At 55.9% G+C, this 24,520-nt stretch carries 22 protein-coding genes, 1 tRNA gene and 3 pseudogenes; 19 read left to right on the top strand and 7 right to left on the bottom strand.

Translation table 11 applies throughout. The features are described from left to right. Positions 1 to 9 precede the first annotated feature (9 nt). The 9 genes and pseudogenes from tssA to tssJ (L2I46_RS11100) form a co-directional block, all read left to right on the top strand. Positions 10 to 1,617 (top strand): annotated as a pseudogene (gene tssA, locus L2I46_RS11140) (type VI secretion system protein TssA). Positions 1,618 to 1,650: 33 nt separating this feature from the next. Further along, complete coding sequence (tssF, locus tag L2I46_RS11135; protein WP_105491280.1) at positions 1,651 to 3,420, top strand: type VI secretion system baseplate subunit TssF; 1,770 nt, start codon at positions 1,651 to 1,653, stop codon at positions 3,418 to 3,420. Next, positions 3,384 to 4,466 (top strand): type VI secretion system baseplate subunit TssG, encoded by a 1,083-nt coding sequence (gene tssG / locus L2I46_RS11130; protein WP_236947860.1) that lies wholly within the window; start codon positions 3,384 to 3,386, stop codon positions 4,464 to 4,466. Before tssF ends, tssG begins: the two co-directional genes overlap by 37 nt. Positions 4,467 to 4,501: 35 nt before the next feature. After that, the gene (gene tssJ, locus L2I46_RS11125) at positions 4,502 to 5,026 is read left to right on the top strand and encodes a type VI secretion system lipoprotein TssJ (RefSeq protein WP_105491278.1); all 525 of its coding nucleotides are present in this window, start codon (positions 4,502 to 4,504) and stop codon (positions 5,024 to 5,026) included. A gap of 4 nt (positions 5,027 to 5,030) precedes the next feature. Continuing rightward, positions 5,031 to 7,502 carry a type VI secretion system Vgr family protein gene (locus tag L2I46_RS11120; RefSeq protein ID WP_236947859.1) on the top strand — a complete coding sequence of 824 codons (2,472 nt, stop codon included), beginning with the start codon at positions 5,031 to 5,033 and terminating at the stop codon, positions 7,500 to 7,502. Continuing rightward, positions 7,502 to 8,371 (top strand): DUF6402 family protein, encoded by an 870-nt coding sequence (locus L2I46_RS11115; RefSeq protein ID WP_023290551.1) that lies wholly within the window; start codon positions 7,502 to 7,504, stop codon positions 8,369 to 8,371. Before L2I46_RS11120 ends, L2I46_RS11115 begins: the two co-directional genes overlap by 1 nt. Next, positions 8,368 to 8,736 (top strand): DUF6201 family protein, encoded by a 369-nt coding sequence (locus L2I46_RS11110; RefSeq protein ID WP_068814659.1) that lies wholly within the window; start codon positions 8,368 to 8,370, stop codon positions 8,734 to 8,736. Before L2I46_RS11115 ends, L2I46_RS11110 begins: the two co-directional genes overlap by 4 nt. 102 nt (positions 8,737 to 8,838) lie before the next feature. Beyond that, positions 8,839 to 9,290 (top strand): annotated as a pseudogene (gene tssE, locus L2I46_RS11105) (type VI secretion system baseplate subunit TssE). 71 nt (positions 9,291 to 9,361) lie between these two features. After that, positions 9,362 to 9,694: pseudogene (gene tssJ, locus L2I46_RS11100) on the top strand (type VI secretion system lipoprotein TssJ); the annotation flags it as partial. Here tssJ (L2I46_RS11100) and L2I46_RS29635 read toward each other — a convergent pair. The 5 genes from L2I46_RS29635 to L2I46_RS11085 form a co-directional block, all read right to left on the bottom strand. Then, positions 9,601 to 9,945, bottom strand: a complete 345-nt coding sequence (locus L2I46_RS29635) for an integrase core domain-containing protein (RefSeq protein ID WP_336886844.1) — start codon at positions 9,943 to 9,945, stop codon at positions 9,601 to 9,603. The pseudogene tssJ (L2I46_RS11100) and the gene L2I46_RS29635 sit on opposite strands and share 94 nt — an antisense overlap. A gap of 213 nt (positions 9,946 to 10,158) precedes the next feature. After that, positions 10,159 to 10,482, bottom strand: a complete 324-nt coding sequence (locus L2I46_RS29630) for an IS3 family transposase (protein WP_336886842.1) — start codon at positions 10,480 to 10,482, stop codon at positions 10,159 to 10,161. Between the two features lie 76 nt (positions 10,483 to 10,558). Continuing rightward, positions 10,559 to 10,726, bottom strand: a complete 168-nt coding sequence (locus tag L2I46_RS29625; protein WP_336886843.1) for a hypothetical protein — start codon at positions 10,724 to 10,726, stop codon at positions 10,559 to 10,561. Positions 10,727 to 11,019: 293 nt separating this feature from the next. Then, positions 11,020 to 11,094 (bottom strand) — tRNA-Arg (locus tag L2I46_RS11090). Positions 11,095 to 11,183: 89 nt separating this feature from the next. After that, positions 11,184 to 12,113: a formate/nitrite transporter family protein gene (locus L2I46_RS11085; protein ID WP_023290545.1), complete on the bottom strand. Its 930-nt coding sequence runs from the start codon at positions 12,111 to 12,113 to the stop codon at positions 11,184 to 11,186. Between the two features lie 289 nt (positions 12,114 to 12,402). On the opposite strand from L2I46_RS11085, the gene mlaA reads away from it, so the two are divergent. Further along, positions 12,403 to 13,164: a phospholipid-binding lipoprotein MlaA gene (gene mlaA / locus L2I46_RS11080; protein ID WP_032453618.1), complete on the top strand. Its 762-nt coding sequence runs from the start codon at positions 12,403 to 12,405 to the stop codon at positions 13,162 to 13,164. Positions 13,165 to 13,222: 58 nt separating this feature from the next. Here the strand turns inward: mlaA and fadL are convergent, their stop codons facing one another. After that, the gene (gene fadL / locus L2I46_RS11075; RefSeq protein WP_023290543.1) at positions 13,223 to 14,545 is read right to left on the bottom strand and encodes a long-chain fatty acid transporter FadL; all 1,323 of its coding nucleotides are present in this window, start codon (positions 14,543 to 14,545) and stop codon (positions 13,223 to 13,225) included. A 373-nt stretch (positions 14,546 to 14,918) separates the two neighbouring features. On the opposite strand from fadL, the gene L2I46_RS11070 reads away from it, so the two are divergent. The 4 genes from L2I46_RS11070 (at position 14,919) to sixA (ending at position 19,511) form a co-directional block, all read left to right on the top strand. Next, entirely contained in the window at positions 14,919 to 15,203 is a 285-nt protein-coding gene (locus tag L2I46_RS11070; protein ID WP_023290542.1) for a YfcZ/YiiS family protein, read from the top strand. Positions 15,204 to 15,361: 158 nt separating this feature from the next. After that, on the top strand, positions 15,362 to 16,672 hold the full coding sequence (gene fadI / locus L2I46_RS11065) for an acetyl-CoA C-acyltransferase FadI (protein WP_048336257.1): 1,311 nt from the start codon (positions 15,362 to 15,364) through the stop codon (positions 16,670 to 16,672). Continuing rightward, a complete protein-coding gene (fadJ, locus tag L2I46_RS11060) occupies positions 16,672 to 18,816 on the top strand; it encodes a fatty acid oxidation complex subunit alpha FadJ (protein ID WP_194859728.1) in 2,145 nt (714 codons plus the stop codon). The genes fadI and fadJ overlap by 1 nt, the downstream gene beginning before the upstream one ends. 209 nt (positions 18,817 to 19,025) lie before the next feature. Next, positions 19,026 to 19,511 (top strand): phosphohistidine phosphatase SixA, encoded by a 486-nt coding sequence (gene sixA / locus L2I46_RS11055; RefSeq protein WP_004201794.1) that lies wholly within the window; start codon positions 19,026 to 19,028, stop codon positions 19,509 to 19,511. A gap of 18 nt (positions 19,512 to 19,529) precedes the next feature. Here sixA and smrB read toward each other — a convergent pair whose 3' ends face one another. Beyond that, entirely contained in the window at positions 19,530 to 20,081 is a 552-nt protein-coding gene (smrB, locus tag L2I46_RS11050) for an endonuclease SmrB (protein WP_004201792.1), read from the bottom strand. Positions 20,082 to 20,248: 167 nt separating this feature from the next. On the opposite strand from smrB, the gene prmB reads away from it, so the two are divergent. The 5 genes from prmB to L2I46_RS11025 are packed head-to-tail and all read left to right on the top strand — an operon-like array spanning position 20,249 to position 24,493. Next, positions 20,249 to 21,181, top strand: a complete 933-nt coding sequence (gene prmB, locus L2I46_RS11045) for a 50S ribosomal protein L3 N(5)-glutamine methyltransferase (RefSeq protein ID WP_023290538.1) — start codon at positions 20,249 to 20,251, stop codon at positions 21,179 to 21,181. A gap of 42 nt (positions 21,182 to 21,223) precedes the next feature. Continuing rightward, entirely contained in the window at positions 21,224 to 22,309 is a 1,086-nt protein-coding gene (aroC, locus tag L2I46_RS11040; RefSeq protein ID WP_044524280.1) for a chorismate synthase, read from the top strand. Positions 22,310 to 22,311: 2 nt separating this feature from the next. Beyond that, a complete protein-coding gene (gene mepA / locus L2I46_RS11035) occupies positions 22,312 to 23,136 on the top strand; it encodes a penicillin-insensitive murein endopeptidase (RefSeq protein ID WP_023290536.1) in 825 nt (274 codons plus the stop codon). Next, on the top strand, positions 23,136 to 23,945 hold the full coding sequence (locus tag L2I46_RS11030; protein ID WP_004201787.1) for a sulfite exporter TauE/SafE family protein: 810 nt from the start codon (positions 23,136 to 23,138) through the stop codon (positions 23,943 to 23,945). Before mepA ends, L2I46_RS11030 begins: the two co-directional genes overlap by 1 nt. Next, positions 23,945 to 24,493: an elongation factor P hydroxylase gene (locus L2I46_RS11025; RefSeq protein ID WP_032453614.1), complete on the top strand. Its 549-nt coding sequence runs from the start codon at positions 23,945 to 23,947 to the stop codon at positions 24,491 to 24,493. Before L2I46_RS11030 ends, L2I46_RS11025 begins: the two co-directional genes overlap by 1 nt. Positions 24,494 to 24,520 lie beyond the last annotated feature (27 nt).

The following is a 24,520-nucleotide window of genomic DNA, read 5'->3' as shown; positions in this document are numbered from 1 at the left end:
AGGAAAAACATGAGTTCACCCCAGGCACTGTTATCGGCATGTACCACAAATCAGGAAGAGCAGCAGCATCTTATCGGAAAAGCCTCCAGCGCCCTATTATTATGGGATAACTGGCTGCACCCGTTCACCCCGGGGTCTGAAACCGGGGACGATCCCGCATACGATGATAATTTTCTGCTGATGCGTGAAGAGATCAATAAGATATCGGGTACCGATTCAGCGCGGTTGTGCGAGCTGGCCCGAAAGTGTCTTTACGAATGCGCAAAAGACATTCGTGTGGTGACCTGGTATGTGCAGGCCCGACTCAGCCGCGACGGTGAAAAAGGGTTGGCTGAAGGTTTATTGCTGCTTGTCGCAATGCTGACTCGCTACGGGCAGGCATGTCATCCTCAGCGTCCCGCAGCACGTAAAGCTGCGCTGCAGTGGCTGAACAGTGCAAAAGTGATTGATGCACTGCTGTTATGGCCTGAGGTAGACCGCAATGATGCCGGTCTTACGGCGGGCGCCATAAGCCTGCTTGAATCCACAGTGGCGGACTGGCCGGAAGCCGAGAAACCGTCTTTTGCAGGGCTTTGTACCACTCTTGAAAACCGCCTGGCACGTTCGGGGGGTATGGAAGCACTGGTCCCCCAGAACAGCAGTACTCAGGAGCACGGACGCGAACCGGCCCACTCGGATTCACCGCAACTGTCAGCGGTAAAATCGGGCCGCGATTTACTCGACCAGGCAAAGTTACTTTCCCGCTGGCTGAGCGAGCAGCCGCAGGGCTGGCTGGCCTCTTACCGGCTGATAAAGACCGTGCGTTGGGACACGGTCGATCAGATCCCTCCGCTGGACAGTCGCGGTCGCACCCGCCTGGTACCGCCGAAACCCGAGTATCGTGCTCAACTTAAGCGGCTGTATCTTCAGAAAAACTGGACCGAACTGGTTGAGCAGGCCAGCCAGATTTATTGCGAAGGGGTCAATCATTTCTGGCTCGATCTTCAGTGGTATCTCTGGCAGGGGCTCAGTCATGCCGGTCACCCGTGGGATACCTGGACAGAATCCGTTCTTCTTGATCTGCGACTGCTACTTCAGCGCCTTCCGGGACTTGAAGGCCTGGCATGGAATGACGGTACTCCCTTCGCTGATGAAGTCACCTCCGCCTGGATCGCTGGAAAAGTGAATGAAGAAGGCCTGCTGTATGGCGATGAACCCGCAACCGTCGTTAATGGCCAGGCTGATGATGTGCTGCTTCTTGAATCCGAAGCTATGGCAAAAGGCGACGCGGAAGGACCCGAGGCGGCGCTTGCCTGGCTCCAGTCCCGACCAGGAATGGACACACCACGCCATCGCTGGCTGATACGCCTGCTGATGGCCCGGGTGGCAGAGCAGTATGGTCGAAACGATATGGCGCTTCACCTGCTTGGCTAACTGACCACCAGTGCACCACAGCTGACGCTGGAAGACTGGGAACCCGCACTGTTGTTTGAAGTCCAGGCTCGTCGCCTGAAGCTGCTGCGCCTGAAAGCCGGTCGCAGCGAATCTGATAAATCCCGTCTGATGCCTGAGATGGATACGCTATTGGCGCGTCTGATCGCCATCGACCCGGCCCGTGCCATGGCGCTCTGTGGCTAATGTACTCTTTAATAATTTTCAGGAATGCCGTTCATGGATGATTTAACCCTGCGCTATTACGAAGCAGAGATGCGCTACCTGCGAGAAGCCGGTAAAGAGTTTGCCCGGGCTCATCCGGACCGAGCAGCAATGCTTAATCTGGATAAACCTGGCGCCCGCGATCCCTATGTGGAACGTCTGTTTGAAGGTTTTGCCTTCCTGATGGGCCGTTTGCGTGAAAAGCTGGATGATGATCTGCCAGAGCTCACCGAAGGGCTGGTGAGTCTGCTGTGGCCGCACTATATGCGCACCATCCCGTCGCTGGCCATCGTTGAGTTCTCCCCTGACTGGCGTAGTCTGCGTCAGGCCGAAATGCTGGCGGAAGGCTTCTCCGTTCTGTCACGTCCTGTCGGGCCGCATAAAACAGCTTGTCAGTACCGGACAACCCGCGATGTGCCGCTACAACCGCTGCACCTTGCTGACGCCCGCCTGCATACGGAAACCGATGGCCGCTCTGCTATCCGTCTGCGCTTCGAATGCCCTGAAAAAGTGGACTGGCGTAAAGCCGGGATCGACAAGGTCGCCATATTCCTCAACGCAGAGAGTCCGGTTAGCTCTGCGCTGCATATGGCAATGACCCGTCGAGTCCACGCCATGTATGCCCGCCATGCAAGGACATACACCGAACGTCATCAGTTTGATGGCTGGTGCAAACCCATGGGCTTTGATGACAATGACGGCCTGTGGAAGAAAGCCGATACTGCCTTCAGCGGTTACCAGCTACTGCTGGAGTATTTCAGCTTCCGTCCGAAGTTTATGTTTGTGGAAATGCGCGGCCTCGAGGCCATCGGGCTCACTGCGGCCAGCACCTGGTTTGAAATCGACATCGTGCTCAGTGAAGCCTGGTCATCCGATCTGCCTTTTGAAACGGAAAACTTCCGGCTGCACTGTGCGCCGGTCATCAATCTCTTCACCCTGGAAGCCGACCCGCTGACGCTTAACCCGCTGGAGAACGAATACCTGCTCAGGCCGCTGCGTCTTCAGGATGGTCACACCGAGATTTACAGCGTCGATAACATCCGTGGCGCGGTGAAGAATGGCAAACATCCTTATGTGCCGTTCACCAGCTTTCGGCACCGGGGCGGTATGATGCGCCACGATGCTCCTGAGCGTTATTTCCACACTCGCGTGAAACGCGGCCCCTCTGGTCTGTACGACACCTGGTTAATTCTCGGGGGGCGCTCGTTCGAGCTGGAGCAGCTGTCCGATAAACCAGAATCCCTTTCGATGCGAATAACCGGTACCAACGGCCAGCTTCCGCGTAAGGCACTGGAAAGCACTCTGCTGGACAGGGTGGTCAAAACCGGCAAAGTGCCCGTCAGTGTACTGAACGTCACAGCACCGACAATGCCGTTATATCCCCCGGCAAACGATCGTTTTCACTGGCGGGTGATGAGTCACCTCGGATCAAACTTCCTCAGCATGATGGACAATCCGGAAGTGCTGCGGGGCACGCTGGCGCTCTATGACTGGACCGACGATGAAATGAATCGCCGTCGGCTTGAAGCCATCGTCGCTGTGAAGCACACCCTGATCCGCCGTTTTGAGAAGGGCTTTATGCTCAGGGGCGTTGACATTGAGGTCACGCTGAATACGGATAATTTTGCAGGCGAGGGCGATGTAAATCTCTTTGGCGAGATGCTGCACCGATTCTTCGCGCGCTATGCCGATATTCACCTCTTTAACCAGCTCACGCTGGTGCTGCAACCGACAGGGAAACGACTGAGATGGCGCGAGAATCACAGCCAGCACGTACCGGGCTGACGCTGGCCCTTAACAAAGATATCTGGCGGGCCAATTTTTATCGTTTCTGCCAGCTGTTGGAACAGGAAAATCCGGACGCGCCGAAACTGGGCACTACCAGCCATCCGGGCGACGACCCGGTACGATTCAGGCCCTGGCCAGGTATGGGGTTCCCGGTCAGTACCCTGAAAGCGGTGGAGACCGACGAAGACCATCCGACATTGCCCCCAACGGTCCGTACGACATTTCTTGGTGTGTATGGGGTGGACTCCCCTCTGCCGACGTCCTGGCTGGACGATATCGCGCAGCGCCGTGAAGGACACGAGGCGGTCACTTCATTCCTGGACATTTTCAGCCACCGGATCACTACGCAGTATTACCGGATCTGGCGAAAATACGCGTATCCGGCAACCTTCGAGGCCGGTGGGCGAGATGCCACATCACAGTGTCTGCTGGGGCTGGTGGGACTCGGTATACCGGGTACGTCTGAGCAGGTGGCAACGCCGGTGTCCCGCTTTCTGGCCCTGCTGGGCACCATGCGTTTGCCCACGCGTAACGCCGAAGGCATCCGGGCTGTGGTGAGCCTGCTGGCGCCAAATACCCGGGCAATAATCACCGAACCGGATCCGGTTAAGGTTCGTATCGATAACCCCAGTGGGCTGGGGGGCGGAAACCGTATCCGTCTTTCGCAGCGGGCCACGCTGGGTAAAACGGCCAGGGAAGCATGCAGCCGGGTACTGGTGACGCTGGAGACAGCGGATCCGGACGAGGCGGAAGGCTGGTTACCCGGTGGTGTCCTCCATACCGATTTGCTGGTCCTGCTGCGCGTCTATCTCGGCTACCGCAGTGACGCCCGACTGCGTCTCACCGTACCTGTACGATTGCTGCCTGAGCCCCGCCTTGGCAAAGGCAGGCGTATCCAGCTGGGCCGCACCGGCTTGCTGGGCCTGAAAGCTGGCAAGCTCAGCAATAGTCGGGAGAGTCTGACCGTCAGTCTGGGCTGCTATGAAGGGTTGCAATGTTCTGCGTTACCGTCCGCTGAAGACGGGCACTACCGCTTCGAATAATCACGTACTCCCACTCTCAATAAAGGAACTTTTGAATGGCAACAATAACCCGCTGGTGGGCGCTGACGCTTATTGCCTGTGGTCTGCTCTCAGGCTGCGGTCTGACTCAGACCGTTAAGGACGGTACGGTCAGCATCACGAAATCCATCTTCTACAGGAAAATTAAAACGCTGCATCTGGATTTTACCCCGCGTACGGCCATTAACGCCGATGGCGCACAGACGCCGCTGGCGACCATGGTGAGAGTCTATCAGCTCAGGGATCGTAAAGCGGTTGATGCCGCCGATTACCAGACGCTACTGCGCAAGGCCGATACGGTACTTAAGGACGATATGCTGGCGTCAAAAGCGCTGCTGGTGATGCCCAACGGCAGCGTGACGCTCAATGTTCCCATGGATGAAGATGCTCAGTTCGTGGCGGTGGTGGGACTGTTTAACCGCCCGGATCAGAAGGATAACCGCTGGCGCCTGGTGCTGACCCGTGACGACCTCGACCCGGACAAACCCCGCACGATTGAGCTGGCTGATGGCTGGCTCAGCCTTGTGCCGGTGAAGGAGTGACGTGATGGATAACTGGTCAGCGCTTTTTGACGGACAGACCCGATATTTTCTGGATATCAATGACAGTTCAGTGAAGCCGGATGTTCTGCGTTTTTACGGCAGGGAAGCACTGAGCGAACCATTCAGATGGGACATCGAGTTCACCACGCTGCAGGCGAACATCCTCCCGGAAGAGGTGCTGATGAAATATGCCTCCTTCCGCATGCGTGGCGGCAAAAATATCCACGGCATGGTGACCCGCCTGGAATGGCTGTCCACATCAAAGGATCAATCTCACTACCGGCTTACGCTCAGTTCCCGCCTGGCGCTTCTGGGATACACCCGACAGTGCGCGGTATATCAGAATCAGTCCGTTCCTGAGGTGGTTGAGCAGGTGCTGCGTAAACACGGGCTGGAGGGACCTGATTTTGACTTCCGCCTGGAGCGCACCTACCCACCACGTGAAATTATCACCCAGTGGCGGGAAACGGATTTGCAGTTTATCCGGCGCATTCTGTCCGAGATGGGGATTTACTGGCGCACGATGATGGACGACGTGCGCGGTCTGGATACGTACATTTTTGCCGACAGCCAGCTTAACTACCAGTTTGATGTGCGCCTGCCGTACAGCGAGCCATCGGGGTTGTTCGACGGCGCGGCAGAATCAGTCTGGGATGTGCGGACCTGGCACAACATCGCCACCGGCACAGTCGTCACGCGGGATTACAACTACCGGACCGCCTTCACACCGATGGATGCGACGGTCAGCGTGCGGAATGATGCGGTGACCACCGGGGAGCATTACCGCTACGCGGCACCGTATCGTGACGCAGGCGATGACGCCAGCCCGGAGCCGGAGACCGAATCCGGCGCGTTCTACGCCCGGCTTCACCACGAGTGGGAGCTTAACAGGTCGGCACGCATTCACCTGTTCAGCAACGCTTCACATCTCGCGCCCGGGCAGGTGCTGGAGCCGCAGGGGAATGTCATTACGGCCCTGAAAAAAGGCGTGATCCTCACGCTGGTGACCTTCCGTGGCGCCCGTGATTCCCGCCTGCATGTGTCGGTATGGGGCATGCCCTACACCGAACGTTACTGTTTCCGCCCGGCGGAAATCCCGCGTCCGGAAATCCACGGCACACTTCCGGCCCGGGTTGAGAGCCGGGAGAAGAATGATATCTACGCACACCTGGACGAGCAGGGGCGCTACCGGGTGAAGCCGGACTTCGACCGGGAGGGTACGGAACCGGGTTACGGCTACCTGTGGCTGCGGATGGCCAAGCCTTATGCCGGTGAAACGCTGGGCTGGCACACCCCCCTCACCGACGGCACCGAAGTGGCGATTGCGTACAGCAATGGCGATATCGACCTGCCGTACATCGCGTATGCGCTGCACGACTCGGAGCACCCGGACCTTGTGAACCGGGACAATCACACCCGAAACATCCTCCGGACGCCTGCCAACTCAAAATTACGCATGGAAGACAAGCGCGGTCAGGAGCACATTAAACTCGCCACGGAATACGGCAGGACGCAACTCAACAGCGGGCACCTGGTGGATGCGCGGGGGCAACATCGCGGCACGGGCACCGAGCTGCGCACCGATGAGTGGGGAACCCTGAGAGCAGGAAAGGGACTCTTTGTCAGCGCGGATGCGCAGGCGAAAGCGCAGGGTGACGCACTGGATATGAGCGCTGCGCTGAAGGAAATCGACCAGCTTAACCAGCAACTGCAGCAGCTGGAAATCGCCGCGGAGCAGGCGCAGGCGCTGAAAGCGGACGTGGACAGCCAGATAGAGATGTTTGAGCAGCGGCTGAAACCACTCAATGAAGCCGTGCTGTTCTCGGCGCCGGAAGGCATGGCCCTGACCAGCGGGGAAGATATGCAACTGGCCGCCAGCAAAAACGTCGCCATTAATGCTGGCGGAGATATCAGCACAGGCGCGATGGGCAACCTGACGCTACTTACCGGGGAAAAGCTCGGGCTCTTTGCCCGCACCGGCCAGCTGAGCCTGAAATCCGGGGAAGGGCCAATCGATGTCCAGGCGCAAAACGCCAGCATGCGGTTGTTTGCTGAGAAGAAGCTGACGCTGAGCTCAGCGAGTGATATCTCCCTGGCCGGAAAAAAGCGTATCACCCTAATTGGTGGTGGCAGTTACCTGAAGCTTGAGCCCGGAAAGGTCGAGTATGGCACGACTGCGTCGTATATGCGCAAAGTGAAGCGGACAATGGCTGCGGGAAGTAGTGCCCTGGAACAGGGACCGGCTGAAATGCCCGCCCCATTACCAGATTTGTCATGTGGTCCAAATACCGCGTGTTTCAGGGTCTTGGATTCCTTAACCGGATCTGAAGATATGGAGTTTGCATATCAAGTACAGACATCTACCGGTACAGTGGTAGTAAGAACTGATTCAGCCCTGACGCATGCAGTAAATTCAGATACCGAAGAAAACGTAAACCTGGACTATGTTTTTCAGATCAGAGCGGGGACAAGGTAATGGCAGTTTCATCAACAACCACCACAAAAGAGCAAGAGCAGCAGGAAAAGAAGGTCAGTGTTGATTTCTTCCACATTGACATGATTCCGGATGCCATGGAGAAAATGAAATGGCCTGTGGCTGCAAAGTTAATGAGACATTGGTTTGATACCAAACCTTCATTTTCATATACGGCGCAATCAAAAAAAAGTGCTCAAGATGCTGACCCGACAACATTACCCGAATCACAAATTAATTGTGACATAATTAAAATGTCTTGGGCAATTCAGTATGAACAGGTTAAAAATGGAATAAACGAACTCTCCCGTATATGGAAAAGTGAAAAAGGCATTAAGCGGTTGAAGTTTCAATTAGGTAAGAAAGGCTCACTTGATAAAGAGGATATTGCGCTGGGTTATTCTGAAAATATCCAAGAGCTTGATGCGAATGCCCAGGTAAACATCTTAGTAATTGGTAGCAAGTTCGATACTGTGAATGAATGGTATGGTGCTATGGGTAACTCTACTCTGAAAGTATGCATTCGTGGAAAAACAAGTAAAAGTGGAAGTGAGAATATATTTACCGTCGATAAATTAGGGTTTTACCTCAAAGACACATATGATTTTGTTGACGAAGGCAAGACTCCAGAACCACTTGGCATTTGGAGTAAAAACAGAATATTAGATAAAACAGAATCCGCATTATATATGTCAACTTATTTATCTGGCGTTTGGGGCGTATTGGCAAGAGATTTTACTGGTTTTGTTCCGGTTTTCAACGCGGACTTTAGAAAATGGCAGACTAAGCATAACACTGGAGGTGATTTTATTGTGCTTTCAGATGTTTTATGGCTGGAGCCCTTACCAAAGGATAAGGTGATTGTTTTATGATGAAGCGAGTTTCTAGTGCGTTATTTATCGTGGTATTAATGGTTGCATGGATCATTCTACCATCAACAATTATTCCCTCTTCATATTCAAAAGCATTTGAGATTAATAGCCCTGACAATGAATATAAAGTAATTGTTTACCATGGAGGAATAATATCCCCTATGTCACTTTATAAGTACTTAAAGGATGAGGATTATTTTTTCATTATTTACAATGCGTCTGGCGAGGTGGTTTTTAAACCATCACCGTATTATGGTACTTCCAACATGGGAGCATATGACGGTATAGAATTCCAGTACGGTGATAGCCATTCTTTACTTTACCCAGGACCAGAAGGCTATGATTCATACGAATTCACTAAGTGAAAAAAATCCGTAAACATGGAGATAATTAGGGGCAATACATGAATTTTTCAATATTAGTTTAAAATAGTAATCAATCATTCCGACTCGTTTCCTGAGGTCAAAATGCCCGATAGAAAATCACCTTCTTTATATGAAATTCTTACTGGCAACTTTATAGGGGATCTTCCCCTTGAAGTTGTTAGCGAAGAAGACCAGGTCATTTTATCCGTACTGGATAACATCCAGTGTATTTTGAACGCCCGGGCCGGGACCCTATCCCATCTCCCTGATTATGGTTTGCCGGATATGACCAAAATTCTTCAAGGTATGCCCGCGACAGCCCACGAGCTGTACGATACGCTGGCAGGTGTTCTGCTCAAGTATGGACCCCGTTTGCAGTCCCTCAATGTAACCTTACTCGAACAGCAAGTGCCCGGGAGTTGCGCTACGCCATCGATGCGGAACTAAGAGGTATCGGGCTTGTACGGTATGGGACCGAGTTTATGCCAGAGGGTAAAGTGATGATCAGGCACCTGAAACAACAGCAGCATCTGGAAAACCATCAGTTTATCTAATCCACTCATATCCTCATACGATACGGATTTCACAATGTCCCACACAACTGAATGCCACCTTAAGACCGGGAGTGATCCCCTCACAATGCCCGATTATCGCCTGTAGCCTGCTCGCTGGCTGCGGTCTGACTCAGACCGTTACGGACGGTACGGTCAGCATCACGAAATCTATCTTCTACAGGAAAATTAAAACGCTGCATCTGGATTTTACCCCGCGTACGGCCATTAACGCCGATGGCGCACAGACACCGCTGGCGACGATGGTAAGAGTTTACCAGCTCAGGGATCGTAAAGCGGTTGATGCCGCCGATTACCAGACGCTGCTGTGCAAGGCAGATACGGTACTTAAGGACGACGTACTGGCGTCAAAATCGCTGCTGATGATGCCCAAAGGCAGCGTGACGACCTCGACCCGGACAAACCCCGCACAATTGTGTAAGCACACCCGTTTTAGTTCCACGCACTTTTTGAGATTCCCGGTTTTTTCTGCCATCAGCCGGTACTCTTCCGGCGTCAGGTTGCTCAGGGATTCATGAGGCCGCTGGTTGTTATATTCCATCAGCCAGCGCTCTGTCATTTTCCGTGCTTCATTCAGTGTTCTGAACAGGTAAAAATCCAGAACTTCTGTCCGGTATGTCCGTTTGAACCGTTCGATGAACGCATTCTGTGTTGGTTTACCCGGCTTGATAAATTCGAGCTATACGCTATGTTCTTCGCCCCATTGTGCCAGCGTAAATGAGACCAGTTCTTGCCCGTTGTCCATCCGCATCTTCAGCGGGTAGCTGCGGTTTATCACGATCCGTCCAGCACCCGGACGACTCGCTGAGCCGGGATATTAAGGTTGATTTCTATCGCCCGTGCCTCACGGTTAAAAATTATCCACCACATTGAAGGTCCGAAAGCGTCTACCGCACACCAGCGCGTCGTGCATAAAATCGATGGACCAGCTCTGTTTTAACGCTTGCGGCGTCGTCAATGGTGCTGGATTACGTACTGGCAGTCGTTGTTTTCCCTTACGGCGAAAATTCAGTTTCAGCAGGCAGTAAATCCGGTGAACACGTTTATAGTTCCAGGTATGGCCCTGCCTGTGCAGCAGCTGGAACAGCTTCTTAAAGCCGTAGCGCGGATAACGTTCAGCCAGTACATGGATCACCGGCTCATCACGCCGGGTATCGGGCTGATAAAAATACACTGTCCTGCTCAGCGATAACGTCCTGCAGGCCTGGCGTAAACTCATGGCAAATTGCGCCGTCAGATAGCTGACGAGTTCACGCTTTATCGCTGGTTTTAAAGCTTTTTCCGATGACGTTTTTTAACGCACGATTTTCCAGACTCAGATCGGCGAACATTTGTTTGAGACGGCGATTTTCTTCCTCCAGGTTTTTCATCTTTTTGATATCTGAGGCTTCCATACCGCCTACTACTTCGCCTTCCAGTTGTAATAGCTGGCTTCAGAAATACCGGCTTCGCGGCAGACATCCCTGACGGTACGTCAGGCTTCAACGGACTTGAGAACGACGATGATCTGGTGTTCGGTGAATCGTGCTTTACGCGTGGCGAGCTCCTCAAAGGACATCATCAATATGACGGAAGATTTCTAAAAGTGAATGGTTTGGTTCACAGGGATGCTTACAAACGATAGGGAAGGGAGAGTGTAGGTTTATGTTTTCGCACGGAATGGTGATGTAACGCAATGGGGGGTGAGGGAGAAGACTATTGCGCCTGGTTATGGTGTCCCCTGCAGGAATCGAACCTGCAACTAGCCCTTAGGAGGGGCTCGTTATATCCATTTAACTAAGGGGACAAGGCGGCACGAGTATAGCGTTTTTCGCCCGCCTGAGTAAGAGCTATACCGTCTGACTGCTTAAACCCTCGCCATTCTAAGCGCTTTTTTTATGCCCGGTCGGCATTTTTGGCTTTTGCAGCGGCCTGCGCGCGGGCTTCCGCTTTTCGCTTGTTGCTCATGTCGTTACGGATCTGCGCATGGCTAAGCAGTGCGAAGATGAAGGTCCCGCCGCAGATATTACCCGCCAGCGTCGGCAGGGCGAAAGGCCAGATGAAGTCGCTCCAGGGCAGGCTTCCGTTAAACACCAGATAAAGGATCTCCACCGAGCCCACCACGATATGGGTGGTATCCGCAAGGGCGATAAGCCAGGTCATCAGAATGATCACCACGATCTTGGCGGCGCCGGCGAGGGGAAACATCCAGACCATGGTGGCGACCAGCCAGCCGGAAATAATCGCATTGGCGAACATCTCCGTCGGGCTGTTTTTCATCACATCTTCGGCGATGCTGACGAAGGCCTGGCGGGTCGGCTCATCAAAAACAGGCATATAATTGAAGGCCCATGCGGCCACCGCGGTGCCGATGAGATTGCCCGCCAGCACCACAGACCATAGCCGCATGAGTAAACCGACGTTTCCGGGGGTGGGATTGTGCATCACCGGCAGTACGGCGGTGACCGTATTTTCCGTGAACAGCTGCTGGCGGGCCATAATTACGATAATAAAGCCGAAGGTATACCCGAGGTTCTCGAGTAAAAACCCTCCCGGGATCCCCTCCAGCTTGACATGAAAAATCCCTTTCGCCAGCAACGAGGCGCCCATCGACAGACCGGCCGCAATCGCAGACCACAGCAGGGCCAGCGCATCGCGCTCCATCTCTTTTTCCCCTTCCTGACGAATATGTTCATGGATCGCCATCGCCCGCGAGGGAAGACGGTCTTCATCCACTTCTATCTCCTCCCCGCGCTGCTTTTCTTCACTTTCGACCTCACGTTCGTCGTCCGCTGGCTTTAATTTGTTATCATCAAGTTCATCCATTTCGTGGCCCTCGCTATCACTCTGTATAGTAATAGCGTAGCGGCTTTACCTGGCGTCTGGCTGGGCATACTCTGAAATCGCAAAAATGGTAACGTCAGATTTTTGTCGCTCCGCTAGAATAGGAGCCCCGCGATCTCGTTATTCCCAGGCTATGATCAAATCAACAACTTGGGTGATATAGACATCGTTCAACGTGCTGTTACAATCGCTCACATCTGTACGGGCGGAAACGTTGTCTTTCCGTCATGGATGGCAACTCGCGATAGCCATAAAAACCAGGGAGACATCTATGAATTATCGCCTGTCGGCGCTTGCGCTTGGCGCCACATTGCTGGTGGGATGTGCCAGTTCCAGCTCTGGCGATCGGCCGCAGGGGCGCTCAGACCCGTTAGAAGGGTTTAACCGCACGATGTTTGACTTCAACTTTAACGTGGTTGATCCTTACGTGCTTCGTCCCGTCGCGGTGGCATGGCGTGATTATGTTCCGCAGCCGGCGCGCAATGGCTTAAGCAACTTCACCAGCAACCTGGAAGAGCCGGCGGTGATGGTGAACTCCTTCCTGCAGGGCGACCCGTATAAAGGTATGGTCCACTTTACCCGCTTCTTCCTGAACACCATCCTCGGGATGGGGGGTCTGATCGATGTCGCCGGGATGGCTAATCCGCAGCTGCAGCGCGTTGAACCGCATCGTTTCGGCAGTACGCTCGGCCACTATGGCGTCGGCTATGGTCCGTATGTGCAACTGCCATTCTACGGCAGCTTTACCCTGCGTGACGAAGGCGGCGATATGGCCGATGGCCTCTATCCGGTGCTCTCCTGGCTGACCTGGCCGATGTCGATCGGCAAATGGGCGGTAGAAGGGATTGAGACACGCGCTCAGCTGCTGGATTCCGACGGCCTGCTGCGTCAGTCTTCCGATCCTTACATTCTGGTGCGTGAGGCTTACTTCCAGCGTCATGACTTTATCGCCAACGGCGGTAAGCTGACCCCGGCGGACAATCCGAACGCCCAGGCCATTCAGGATGAACTGAAAGATATCGATTCACAGTAATCTGCGAATAAAAAAAGGGTGAACATGATGTTCACCCTTTTTTGTTGCGCGCTGCTTATCAGAAGCGGTAGTTGAAGTTGGCGCCGTACAGCCAGGCGGTCCCTTCGGAGCGGAAGGTATACGGGCCTTCCTTGATTTCCACATGCTGCCCGTGCATATAGGAAATCCCGACGTCAACCGACGCATCCTTGTTGAACGCGTAGGTGGTACCCGCGCTCAGCCACAGGCGATCCTGGTCCGGAATGGAAATGGAGCGATTGTTGGCCGGTACCGGGCTGTCGTCGAAGGCGATACCGGTGCGGAAGGTCCAGTTATCGTCGTAATAATAGGTCGTCCCCAGCGCTACGCGGTAGGCGTCCTTAAAGCCTTCCTCTTTATAGAACAGCGTCTGGCCGTTGCTGCCGGTGGCTTTCAGCTCCTGGAACTGGCTCCAGCTGGTGTAGGTCAGACTATAGTGGACCGCCCACTGCGGCGCCACGCGGTTATAGCCCGACAGTTCCCACATTTCCGGCAGGTTAAGGGTCAGTGAACCGCCGGTGGTCTGGCCGTTAGTACCCGCCGGCAGACCGAAGTTGCCAAGGATCTGGTTATAGGCCGCTGGCAGACTGCTGCGATAGTTACCGTCGAAATCGATCTTGACCTCGGAACGGTAGGTTAAACCGTAGCGGTTGTTCTTATCCAGCTCATAGAGGATACCGGCGTTCCAGCCAAAGCCCCACGCATTGCCGTTAAGATGGGCGATCTGCGTGTCGGCTGGGATCTTCGCCACCTGGCCTGCCAGCGCCGGCGGCAGCGCGCCAGAGCCAGCGACAATCTGACCCAGATCGCCTGCATAGCGCTCGATCTTCGCCTTAGCGTAGACCGCATCGAAACCTAAGCCAAAGCTCCAGTTGCTGTCGAGGCGATAGGCGCCGCTCAGGTTGAAGTTAGCCGTAGTCAGGTCGGTTTTACCGCCCATGCTGCCGGCCGCATAATCATCGTTATACTCTGTTGCCAGGCCGTAGTTGGAGGTGATGGACGCCCCCCAGCCGAACTGATCGTTAATCGGCGCGACAAAGTGGAAGTTGGGTACCCACGCCGTCGGGGCGATATTGTCCGCATTCAGGCTTTTGCCGGTGGGGGAAGTCCCGGAGACATTGACGCCCGGGTCGACAAAAACGGCGCCCGCCGACATAGTTGGACGGTCAAACATCATAATTAATGCCGGGTTACGACTGGCATTGCCTGCATCGTCTGCGATAGCCCCTTCACCGGAATAGGCCCGACCCAGCCCTGATGAAGAGAATTCGTTGAGCTGGAAGCCTGCTGACCAGGCCTGGGTGGAAACAAGTGCGACAGCCACTGCAAGGGCAGATTGGGTAAAGCGGGTTTTCTGGCTCATGCCCATAACCTCATTGAGTTATTTTTTTTTAAACTATGTTACATGCCGTAACAGAAGCGCGGAAGTGTAGGGTCTGCGGTACAACAGAGAAATCAGACCAGTGCGCTGAGTATAGGTCTGACCAGATGAGTTGTTGCAAGTTTGTTTATGAAGTTTTTCAATTGTGATAACAGAAACGCGATCCAGCTGGCAAAATTGTCGGGGGGAAGGCGACGGAGAAAAGATGATTTTTGTTTTAGATCATTTTTAAGTGTGATTTCTGTCACTTAACGCCGTGATAGCGATTATCGGCTGGAGGCAAACCGGAGGGCGGGCGTAAAATAGGCACATTAATTGTCTGGCACCGCAGGTGCATATCCAGAGGAAATCTACGATGAGTAAATGTAGCGCTGATGAAACCCCGGTTTGCTGCTGTATGGATGTTGGGACCATTGTCGACAACACCGACTGCACCGCCTCATACAGCCGCGTATTCGCCAACCGCGCGGAAGCAGAGCAAATGCTCGCCGCGCTGAGCGAAAAAGCCCGCAGTGTGGAATCTGAACCGTGCAAAATTAATCCCGTCTTCGCCGACGTTGACGGCGGCGTAAAGCTGGATATCGATTTTGTATTTAGCTGTGAAGCCGAATCCCTCATATTCCAGCTGGGTCTGCGTTAATCCCTCCGCTTAGCGCCCCGTGAACGGGGCGTTATCTTTTCTGTTCAATGTGTTTTGGCTCGCAATTTTTCGCTTCCCCGATTGGCTTAATGTAAAAAATTAGTTAACAATGCTATCAGGTCAGACCACTTGGTTGTCTTGGTTAACAGGGGAGAGTTATGAGTCAGGCATTACCGCTTATCACCCGTCAGGGCGATCGCATTGCCATTGTCACAGGGTTACGCACGCCGTTTGCGCGTCAGGCGACGGCATTTCATGGCGTTCCTGCCGTTGATTTAGGAAAAATGGTGGTTGGCGAAATGCTGGCGCGCAGCGACATTCCTGTGGAAGCCATTGAACAGCTGGTCTTCGGTCAGGTCGTGCAGATGCCGGAGGCGCCGAATATCGCCCGGGAAATTGTGCTCGGTACCGGAATGAGCGTGCACACCGACGCCTACAGCGTCAGTCGCGCCTGCGCCACCAGCTTCCAGGCCGTGGCGAATGTCGCTGAAAGCCTGATGGCCGGCACCATCCGCGCCGGTATCGCCGGCGGTGCCGATTCCTCCTCTGTGCTGCCTGTCGGCGTCAGCAAAACGCTGGCCCGCGCGCTGGTCGATGCGAACAAAGCCCGCACGCTGAGCCAGAAACTGAAGCTGTTTTCCCGCCTGCGGCCGCGCGACCTGCTACCGGTCCCCCCGGCGGTGGCGGAATATTCAACCGGCTTACGGATGGGCGATACCGCCGAACAGATGGCGAAAAGCTGGGGGATCAGCCGGGAACAACAGGATGCGCTGGCGCATCGTTCACATCAGCTGGCGGCTAAAGCCTGGGAAGAGGGAAAGTTGTCCGCGGAGGTGATGACCGCCTATGCGCCCCCCTTCCGCCAGCCGCTGGAACAGGACAACAACATCCGTAAAAATTCAACCCTCGCAGATTACCAAAAGTTACGCCCGGCCTTCGACCGTAAACATGGCACCGTTACCGCCGCCAACAGCACGCCGCTGACGGATGGCGCGGCGGCGGTGATCCTGATGACCGAGTCGCGGGCCAAAGAGCTGGGTCTGACGCCGCTGGGTTATCTGCGCAGCTATGCCTTTACCGCCATCGACGTCTGGCAGGATATGCTGCTGGGGCCCGCATGGTCCACGCCGCTGGCGCTGGAGCGCGCTGGCCTGACGCTGGCGGATCTCACGCTTATCGATATGCATGAAGCTTTCGCCGCGCAGACGCTGGCCAATCTTCAGTGTCTGGCAAGCGACCGCTTTGCCCGCGAGGTGCTGGGCCGCGCGCAGGCCACCGGTGAGGTGGATGAGAGTAAATTTAACGTCCTCGGCGGCTCTATCGCCTACGGTCATCCCTTTGCCGCCACCGGCGCGCGGATGATCACCCAGACGCTGCATGAGCTACGGCGACGGGGAGGGGGATTTGGTCTGGTGACGGCCTGCGCGGCAGGCGGTCTGGGCGCGGCGATGATTGTGGAGGCTGAATAATGGATACGGTTTCCGCTTTTAAGCTTGAGGTCCGTGCGGACAACATCGCGGTGATTACCATCGATGCCCCGGGTGAAAAAATGAATACCCTGAAGGCCGAGTTCGGCAATCAGGTGCGGGGACTGATACGCCAGATACGCGACGATAAGTCGGTGCGCGGCGTGGTATTTATCTCCGCCAAAGCCGATAACTTTATCGCCGGCGCAGATATCAACATGATTGCCCGCTGCCGCAGCGCGCAGGAGGCGGAAGCGCTGGCGCGCCAGGGGCAGCAGATTATGGCCGAGATCCATGGCTTGTCGATTCCGGTCATTGCCGCCATCCATGGCGCTTGTCTGGGCGGCGGACTGGAGCTGGCGCTGGCGTGCCATGGCCGCATTTGTAGCGATGACGAAAAAACCCGACTCGGGTTGCCGGAGGTACAGCTTGGCCTGCTGCCGGGTTCCGGCGGGACGCAGCGTTTACCGCGGCTGATCGGCGTCAGCACGGCGCTGGATATGATGCTCACCGGCAGGCAGTTACGGCCGCGCCAGGCGCTGAAGGCCGGTCTGGTGGACGAGGTGGTGCCGCAGACAATTTTACTGCAGGCGGCGGTGGAGCTGGCGCTGAAGGGGCGCCCGGCCAGCCGCGAGGTGCCTGTTCGCGAACGCGTGCTGGCGGGCCCCCTGGGTCGCCATCTGTTATTCCAGTACGTCGGCAAGCAAACGCAGCGCAAGACCCAGGGCAACTACCCGGCGGTGAAGCGAATTTTGCAGGTCGTCGAGAATGGTCTGGCCCATGGCTGCAGCAGCGGTTACGCCGAAGAGGCCCGCGCGTTTGGCGAACTGGCGATGACCCCGCAGTCGCAGGCGCTGCGATCGATCTTCTTTGCCAGTACCGATCTGAAAAAAGACCGTGGCGCTGAGGCGGAACCCGCTCCGCTGAGAAGCGTTGCCGTCCTGGGCGGCGGCCTGATGGGTGGGGGGATCGCCTATGTGACTGCCTGTAAAGGCGGACTGCCAGTGCGAATCAAAGATATTCAGCCGGGCGGGATCAACCACGCCTTAAAGTACAGCTGGGATCTGCTGAACAAACAGGTTCGCCAGCGTCGACTGCGCCCCAGCGAGCGCGATCGTCAACTGGCGCTGATCACAGGCACTACCGACTATCAGGGCTTTACCCATCGCGACGTGGTGATTGAGGCGGTATTCGAGGACCTGGCGCTGAAACAGCGGATGGTCAGTGAAGTGGAGCAAAACGGCGGGCCGCAGACTATCTTTGCCTCGAATACCTCGTCGTTACCGATAGGCGATATAGCCGCCCATGCCAGCCACCCTGAGCGGGTGATCGGCCTGCACTTTTTCAGTCCGGTGGAGAAAATGCCGCTGGTTGAGGTGATCCCGCATAAGGGAACCGATCCGCAGACCATCGCCACGGTGGTGCAACTGGCTAAACGTCAGGGGAAAACGCCGATCGTGGTGGCGGACAAAGCGGGCTTCTATGTAAACCGCATCCTCGCGCCGTATATAAATGAAGCGATGCGCCTGCTGGTGGAGGGAGAACCGGTTGAGGTGATTGATAAGGCGCTGGTGAAATTCGGTTTCCCGGTGGGACCGGTTCAACTGCTGGATGAAGTAGGTATTGATACCGGCACCAAAATTATTCCCGTGCTGGAGAAGGCCTTTGGAGAGCGTTTCAGCCTACCTGCAAACATCATTGACGCGATTTTGAAGGACGATCGCAAAGGTAGAAAAAATAATCGTGGTTTCTATCTTTATGAGACAAAAGGGCGTAAAAGCAAAAAACGGCCCGACCCGGCAGTCTATCCGCTGCTGGGCATCGACCGCCCCCAGTCGCGGTTGTCCGCGCAGCAGGTGGCGGAGCGCTGTGTGATGATGATGCTTAACGAGGCAGCGCGCTGCTTTGATGAGCAGATTATCCGTAGCGCGCGCGATGGTGATATCGGCGCCGTATTTGGTATAGGGTTTCCGCCATTTCTTGGCGGCCCGTTCCGGTATATGGATACTATCGGCGCGGGTGAAGTTGCCGCGATCCTGCAGCGCCTGGCCGCCCAGTACGGCCCACGTTTTACACCCTGTGACACTTTATTACGCATGGCCGAACAGGGGACCACCTTTTGGCCAGCGGATGAACGGATGACCTAAGTTATGGTCAAAGAAGGTAAATCCGGCTGCGGATGACGCTGTTGATTGGCTGTTTTGTAAACAATCATTGACTATACTTACGCCATTGAGGTAAAAAACAGCGTTTCATTCGATGAATGGATCAGGCACAATGCCCGGCCACCGGGTCACCTGCGTATTGTCTTCGCAGGCCAAACTACGGTGCTTCTGGTTAACAAAAGCGGTGCAATATGCAAGTTTTTATTATGCGTCACGGCGACGCTGCCCTCGATGCAGCCAGCGACTCGGTTCGTCCATTAACCGTATGCGGTTGTGATGAGTCTCGTCAGATGGCAACCTGGCTGAAAGGTCAAAAAGTGGATATTGAGCGCGTTCTTGTCAGTCCCTATCTGCGTGCGGAACAGACGCTGGATATTGTTGGGGAGTGCATGAACCTGCCGAAACATGTCGACGTGATGCCGGAACTCACGCCGTGCGGCGATGTGGGAATGGTGAGCGCCTATCTGCAGGCGCTGGCAAATGAAGGCGTGGCGACGGCGCTGGTCGTCTCCCACCTGCCGCTGGTGGGGTACCTGGTCTCAGAGCTGTGCCCGGGGGAAACGCCCCCGATGTTCACCACCTCGGCTATCGCCTGCGTTAATCTGGACGCCGACGGCAAGGGTGAATACCTCTGGCAGAAAAGCCCCTGCAATCTCAAGATGGCCAACGCCATCTGACGACCCCGGAGCTCGCCGTCAAGGCAGCTCCGGCGGTTGCCACTCCTCGACCTCAATCAGAATCAGCAGTGCGGCGTCACCGCCGTACTCTTTTGGCGCCTGATGAAAAGCCATGATGTGTGGATGCTGCGCCAGCCACAGCGGGGTTTGCTGTTTGAGAATGTGCTTACCGTGCCCGTGCATCACGCAGGCGCAAAACACATGCTCGCGGCGGCAGGCGGCAATCAGCGCGCCCAGTTCCTGTTTGGCCTGCTGCTGGGTGAGCCCATGCAGATCGAGAAACAGTTCCGGCGAATAATCCCCACGGCGCAGCTTTTTCAGCTCAAAATGGCTGACGTCGGCGCGGACATATTTTGTCGAGCCTTCGGTATTCAGTAACGGCTGAAACTCATCGGAAAAATAGTGGCTGTTGTCGGCCTGTTCCTGCAGCAGACGCTTAGGAGCAACCTCGGTGATTTTCTTGCGCTGCGGGCGGTGAACGATGGTGTCCTGTTTGATCTTTCGCGTGCCGGTCATCAGCTGACGGAACAGCGCCTGATCCTCCTCGCTAAGCGATGTCTTCTTTTTCATTGTCCGCTCTCATTAATACTTTGCGCTAGTTTACCCGACTCAATATCCCTTCGGGCAAGGAAAACCTGTTTTTTCCCCCGCCACCCCACGCAAGAATGCTGATTTATCGCCGTCTTCATGGCACACTAGCCGCCGAATTTATAGCAGAGTGTGCCCTGGAGGATGTCGTGGATAAAATTTTTGTTGATGAGGCAGTCAATGAGCTGCATACCATTCAGGACATGCTGCGCTGGGCGGTAAGCCGTTTCAGCGCTGCTAATATCTGGTACGGTCACGGGACTGACAACCCATGGGACGAGGCGGTACAGCTGGTGCTGCCTTCACTGTATCTACCGCTGGATATTCCCGAAGATATGCGCACTGCGCGCCTGACCTCCAGCGAGAAACACCGCATTGTAGAGCGGGTGATTCGCCGCGTGAACGAGCGTATTCCCGTCGCCTATCTGACCAACAAAGCGTGGTTCTGCGGCCATGAGTTTTACGTCGATGAGCGAGTGCTGGTGCCGCGCTCCCCGATCGGCGAACTGATCAATAACCAGTTTGCCGGGCTGATTACCCATAAGCCGCAGCATATCCTTGATATGTGCACCGGCAGCGGCTGCATCGCCATTGCCTGCGCCTATGCCTTCCCGGAAGCCGAAGTCGACGCCGTGGATATCTCCCCGGACGCGCTGGCCGTCGCCGAGCACAATGTGGAATCCCATGGCCTGATCCATCACGTGACGCCGATCCGTTCCGACCTGTTCCGCGACCTGCCGAAGCTACAATACGATCTGATCGTCACTAATCCGCCGTATGTCGATGAAGAGGACATGGCCGATCTGCCGGAAGAGTATGAGCATGAGCCGGTTCTGGGTCTGGCCTCCGGAAGCGATGGCCTGAAGCTGACGCGCCGCATCCTCGGCAATGCGCCGGATTATCTCAGCGACGACGGGATTCTGATTTGTGAAGTCGGTAACAGCATGGTACATCTGATGGAGCAGTATCCGGACGTGCCGTTTACCTGGCTTGAGTTTGATAACGGCGGCGACGGCGTCTTTATGCTGACCAAACAGCAGCTGATTGACGCTCGCGCGCACTTCGGTATTTATAAAGACTAAAAAAAACAACACGCCAACATAACGACAAAGAATGGAGCCGTGATGGCAGGAAATACAATTGGACAACTCTTTCGCGTCACCACCTTCGGCGAGTCGCACGGCCTGGCGCTGGGCTGCATCGTTGATGGCGTGCCGCCGGGCATTCCGCTGACCGAAGCCGATCTGCAGCACGACCTCGATCGTCGTCGCCCGGGTACCTCGCGTTACACCACGCAACGTCGCGAGCCGGATCAGGTCAAAATCCTCTCCGGCGTCTTCGAAGGCGTCACCACCGGGACCAGTATCGGGCTGCTGATTGAGAACACCGATCAGCGCTCGCAGGATTACGGCGCGATCAAAGATCTGTTCCGTCCTGGCCATGCGGATTACACCTACGAACAAAAGTATGGTCTGCGCGACTATCGCGGCGGCGGTCGCTCCTCCGCCCGCGAAACCGCGATGCGCGTGGCGGCCGGGGCGATTGCCAAAAAATTCCTCGCCGCGAAGTTCGGCATCGTCATTCGCGGCTGCCTGACGCAGATGGGCGACATTCCGCTGGCTATTAAAGACTGGGATCAGGTTGAACAGAATCCTTTCTTCTGCCCGGACCCGGAGAAAATCGACGCTCTCGATGAACTGATGCGCGGTCTGAAAAAAGAGGGCGACTCCATTGGCGCCAAAGTGACCGTCGTCGCCGACGGCGTACCGCCGGGCCTTGGCGAGCCGGTCTTTGACCGCCTTGACGCCGATATCGCCCACGCGCTGATGAGCATCAACGCCGTGAAAGGCGTGGAGATTGGCGACGGTTTCGACGTGGTGAAGCTGCGCGGCAGCGAAAACCGCGATGAGATCACCAAAGCCGGATTCCAGAGCAACCACGCCGGCGGCATTCTTGGCGGCATCAGCAGCGGTCAGCAGATCGTTGCCAACATCGCGCTGAAGCCGACCTCCAGTATTACCGTTCCCGGTCATACCATTAACCGCTTTGGCGAAGAGGTGGAGATGATCACCAAAGGGCGTCACGATCCGTGCGTCGGCATACGCGCCGTACCGATCGCTGAGGCGATGCTGGCGATTGTCTTAATGGATCACTTTATGCGTCAGCGCGCGCAGAATGGCGACGTGACGACGACAATTCCACGCTGGTAACCATGAAAAACACCGTTATCGCCCTGCTGGCGCTGCTGGCCAGCGCCGGCAGCCTGGCCGCCACGCCATGGCAGAAGATATCCCAGCCAATCGGCGGCAGCGCGCAGTCGATTGGCGCGTTCTCCAATGGCTGTATCGTTGGCGCCGAGGCGCTGCCGCTGAACGCCGCCGGCTATCAGGTGATGCGTACCGATCAGCGTCGCTACTTCGGTCATCCGGATCTGGTTCAGTTTATTCAGCGCCTGAGCAATCAGGTGCACAATAAAGGCATGGGGACCGTGCTGATTGGCGACATGGGGATGCCGGCAGGCGGCCGCTTTAACGGCGGCCACGCCAGCCATCAGACGGGCCTCGATGTCGATATCTTCCTCCAGCTGCCGCAGACGCGCTGGACTTCGTCCCAGTTGCTGAAGCCGCAGGCCCTGGATCTGGTCGCCAGCGATGGCAAACGCGTGGTGCCGTCGCTGTGGAGTCCGCAAATCAGCCAGCTGATCAAGCTGGCGGCGGAAGATAGCGAAGTGACCCGCATCTTCGTCAACCCGGCGATTAAACAGCAGCTGTGTCTGGATGCGGGCAACGACCGCCAGTGGCTGCGCAAAGTTCGTCCCTGGTTCCAGCATCGCGCCCATATGCACGTCCGTCTGCGCTGCCCGGCGGGCAGCCTGGAGTGCGAAGATCAGGCGCCGCCGCCGGCCGGCGATGGCTGCGGTGCGGAGCTGCAGAGCTGGTTCGAGCCACCTAAACCCGGGTCTACCCCACCTGTGAAGAAGACGCCGCCGCCGTTGCCGCCTTCCTGCCAGGCGCTACTGGATGAGCATGTGCTGTAATGGATAGTTTTATTGAGTTGTTTTCCGTATCGCCGCTGGTGCTGGTGGTGCTTTTCTTTGTCGCCATCCTGGCTGGTTTTATTGACTCACTGGCCGGGGGCGGGGGCTTACTGACCGTGCCGGCGCTAATGGCCGCCGGTATGCCGCCGGCCCAGGCGCTGGCGACCAATAAGCTGCAGGCCTGCGGCGGATCGCTGTCGGCGACCCTCTATTTTGTCCGCCGCAAGGTGGTCAATCTCGCCGATCAGAAGCTGAATATTCTGATGACCTTTATCGGTTCAACCGCCGGCGCGCTGCTGGTCCAGCACGTGCAGTCCGATATTCTTAAGCAGATCCTGCCGTTGCTGGTGATCGGCATCGGTCTCTATTTTCTGCTGATGCCGAAACTGGGCGAAGCGGACCGACAGCGTCGGCTCTACGGCCTGCCGTTTGCGCTGGTCGCCGGCGGCAGCGTCGGGTTTTACGATGGCTTTTTCGGCCCCGGCGCCGGTTCGTTTTATGCGCTGGCGTTTGTCACCCTGGCCGGGTTTAACCTGGCGAAGTCGACGGCCCACGCCAAACTGCTCAACGCCACCTCGAACGTCGGCGGCCTGCTGCTGTTTATTATCGGCGGAAAGGTTATCTGGGCCACCGGCTTTGTGATGATGGCCGGCCAGTTTATTGGCGCCCGCGCCGGCTCCCGGCTGGTGCTGAGCAAAGGGCAATCGCTGATCCGACCGATGATCGTTATCGTTTCGGCGGTGATGAGCGCGAAACTTCTCTACGACAGCCACGGGGCTGAGATTTTGCAGTGGTTGGGAATTCATTAATGCAACAGCAACACCATTATCAGCAGCTTATTGACCTCTTCGACAGCTGCTTTGCCGCAGATTTTAATACTCGCCTGGTGAAAGGCGACGATGAGCCGATCTACCTCCCGGCGGACGATGACACGCCATATCACCGCATCGTCTTCGCGCACGGTTTTTTTGCCAGCGCTCTGCATGAGATCTCCCACTGGTGCATCGCCGGCAAAGCCCGCCGCGAGCTGGTGGATTTTGGCTACTGGTACTGTCCGGACGGCCGCGATGCGATGACCCAAAGCCAGTTTGAGGACGTAGAGGTGAAACCGCAGGCCCTGGAGTGGCTGTTCTGCGTGGCGGCGGGATTTCCGTTTAACGTCAGCTGCGACAATCTGGAAGGTGACGTTGAACCCGATCGCATCGCCTTTCAGCGCCGGGTACATGCCCGGGTGATGACTCTGCTTGAACAAGGGATCCCCGAACGTCCGGCGCGTCTTATTCGCGCATTACAACACTATTATCAAACGCCGCCATTGACGGCAGAACACTTTCCGTGGCCGGAAGACCTGCACTAAGGCCACACATTACATGACAAGAGGTAA

This window comes from Klebsiella sp. 2019SCSN059 (assembly GCF_021739525.1).
GTDB classification, from domain to species: Bacteria; Pseudomonadota; Gammaproteobacteria; order Enterobacterales; family Enterobacteriaceae; genus Klebsiella; species Klebsiella quasipneumoniae.
This window is presented reverse-complemented; position numbering and strand designations above follow the sequence as displayed.

Excerpts from the sequence above, each read along its gene's own strand:
- tssG (WP_236947860.1), top strand. The coding sequence starts at position 3,384 with ATGGCGCGAGAATCACAGCCAGCACGTACCGGGCTGACGCTGGCCCTT.
- L2I46_RS11030 (WP_004201787.1), top strand. The coding sequence starts at position 23,136 with ATGGATAGTTTTATTGAGTTGTTTTCCGTATCGCCGCTGGTGCTGGTG.
- mlaA (WP_032453618.1), top strand. The coding sequence starts at position 12,403 with ATGAATTATCGCCTGTCGGCGCTTGCGCTTGGCGCCACATTGCTGGTG.
- aroC (WP_044524280.1), top strand. The coding sequence starts at position 21,224 with ATGGCAGGAAATACAATTGGACAACTCTTTCGCGTCACCACCTTCGGC.
- mepA (WP_023290536.1), top strand. The coding sequence starts at position 22,312 with ATGAAAAACACCGTTATCGCCCTGCTGGCGCTGCTGGCCAGCGCCGGC.
- L2I46_RS11110 (WP_068814659.1), top strand. The coding sequence starts at position 8,368 with ATGATGAAGCGAGTTTCTAGTGCGTTATTTATCGTGGTATTAATGGTT.
- smrB (WP_004201792.1), bottom strand. The coding sequence starts at position 20,081 with ATGAAAAAGAAGACATCGCTTAGCGAGGAGGATCAGGCGCTGTTCCGT.
- L2I46_RS11120 (WP_236947859.1), top strand. The coding sequence starts at position 5,031 with ATGGATAACTGGTCAGCGCTTTTTGACGGACAGACCCGATATTTTCTG.
- L2I46_RS11115 (WP_023290551.1), top strand. The coding sequence starts at position 7,502 with ATGGCAGTTTCATCAACAACCACCACAAAAGAGCAAGAGCAGCAGGAA.
- L2I46_RS11085 (WP_023290545.1), bottom strand. The coding sequence starts at position 12,113 with ATGGATGAACTTGATGATAACAAATTAAAGCCAGCGGACGACGAACGT.
- fadI (WP_048336257.1), top strand. The coding sequence starts at position 15,362 with ATGAGTCAGGCATTACCGCTTATCACCCGTCAGGGCGATCGCATTGCC.
- fadJ (WP_194859728.1), top strand. The coding sequence starts at position 16,672 with ATGGATACGGTTTCCGCTTTTAAGCTTGAGGTCCGTGCGGACAACATC.
- fadL (WP_023290543.1), bottom strand. The coding sequence starts at position 14,545 with ATGAGCCAGAAAACCCGCTTTACCCAATCTGCCCTTGCAGTGGCTGTC.
- L2I46_RS11070 (WP_023290542.1), top strand. The coding sequence starts at position 14,919 with ATGAGTAAATGTAGCGCTGATGAAACCCCGGTTTGCTGCTGTATGGAT.
- L2I46_RS11025 (WP_032453614.1), top strand. The coding sequence starts at position 23,945 with ATGCAACAGCAACACCATTATCAGCAGCTTATTGACCTCTTCGACAGC.
- tssF (WP_105491280.1), top strand. The coding sequence starts at position 1,651 with ATGGATGATTTAACCCTGCGCTATTACGAAGCAGAGATGCGCTACCTG.
- sixA (WP_004201794.1), top strand. The coding sequence starts at position 19,026 with ATGCAAGTTTTTATTATGCGTCACGGCGACGCTGCCCTCGATGCAGCC.
- tssJ (WP_105491278.1), top strand. The coding sequence starts at position 4,502 with ATGGCAACAATAACCCGCTGGTGGGCGCTGACGCTTATTGCCTGTGGT.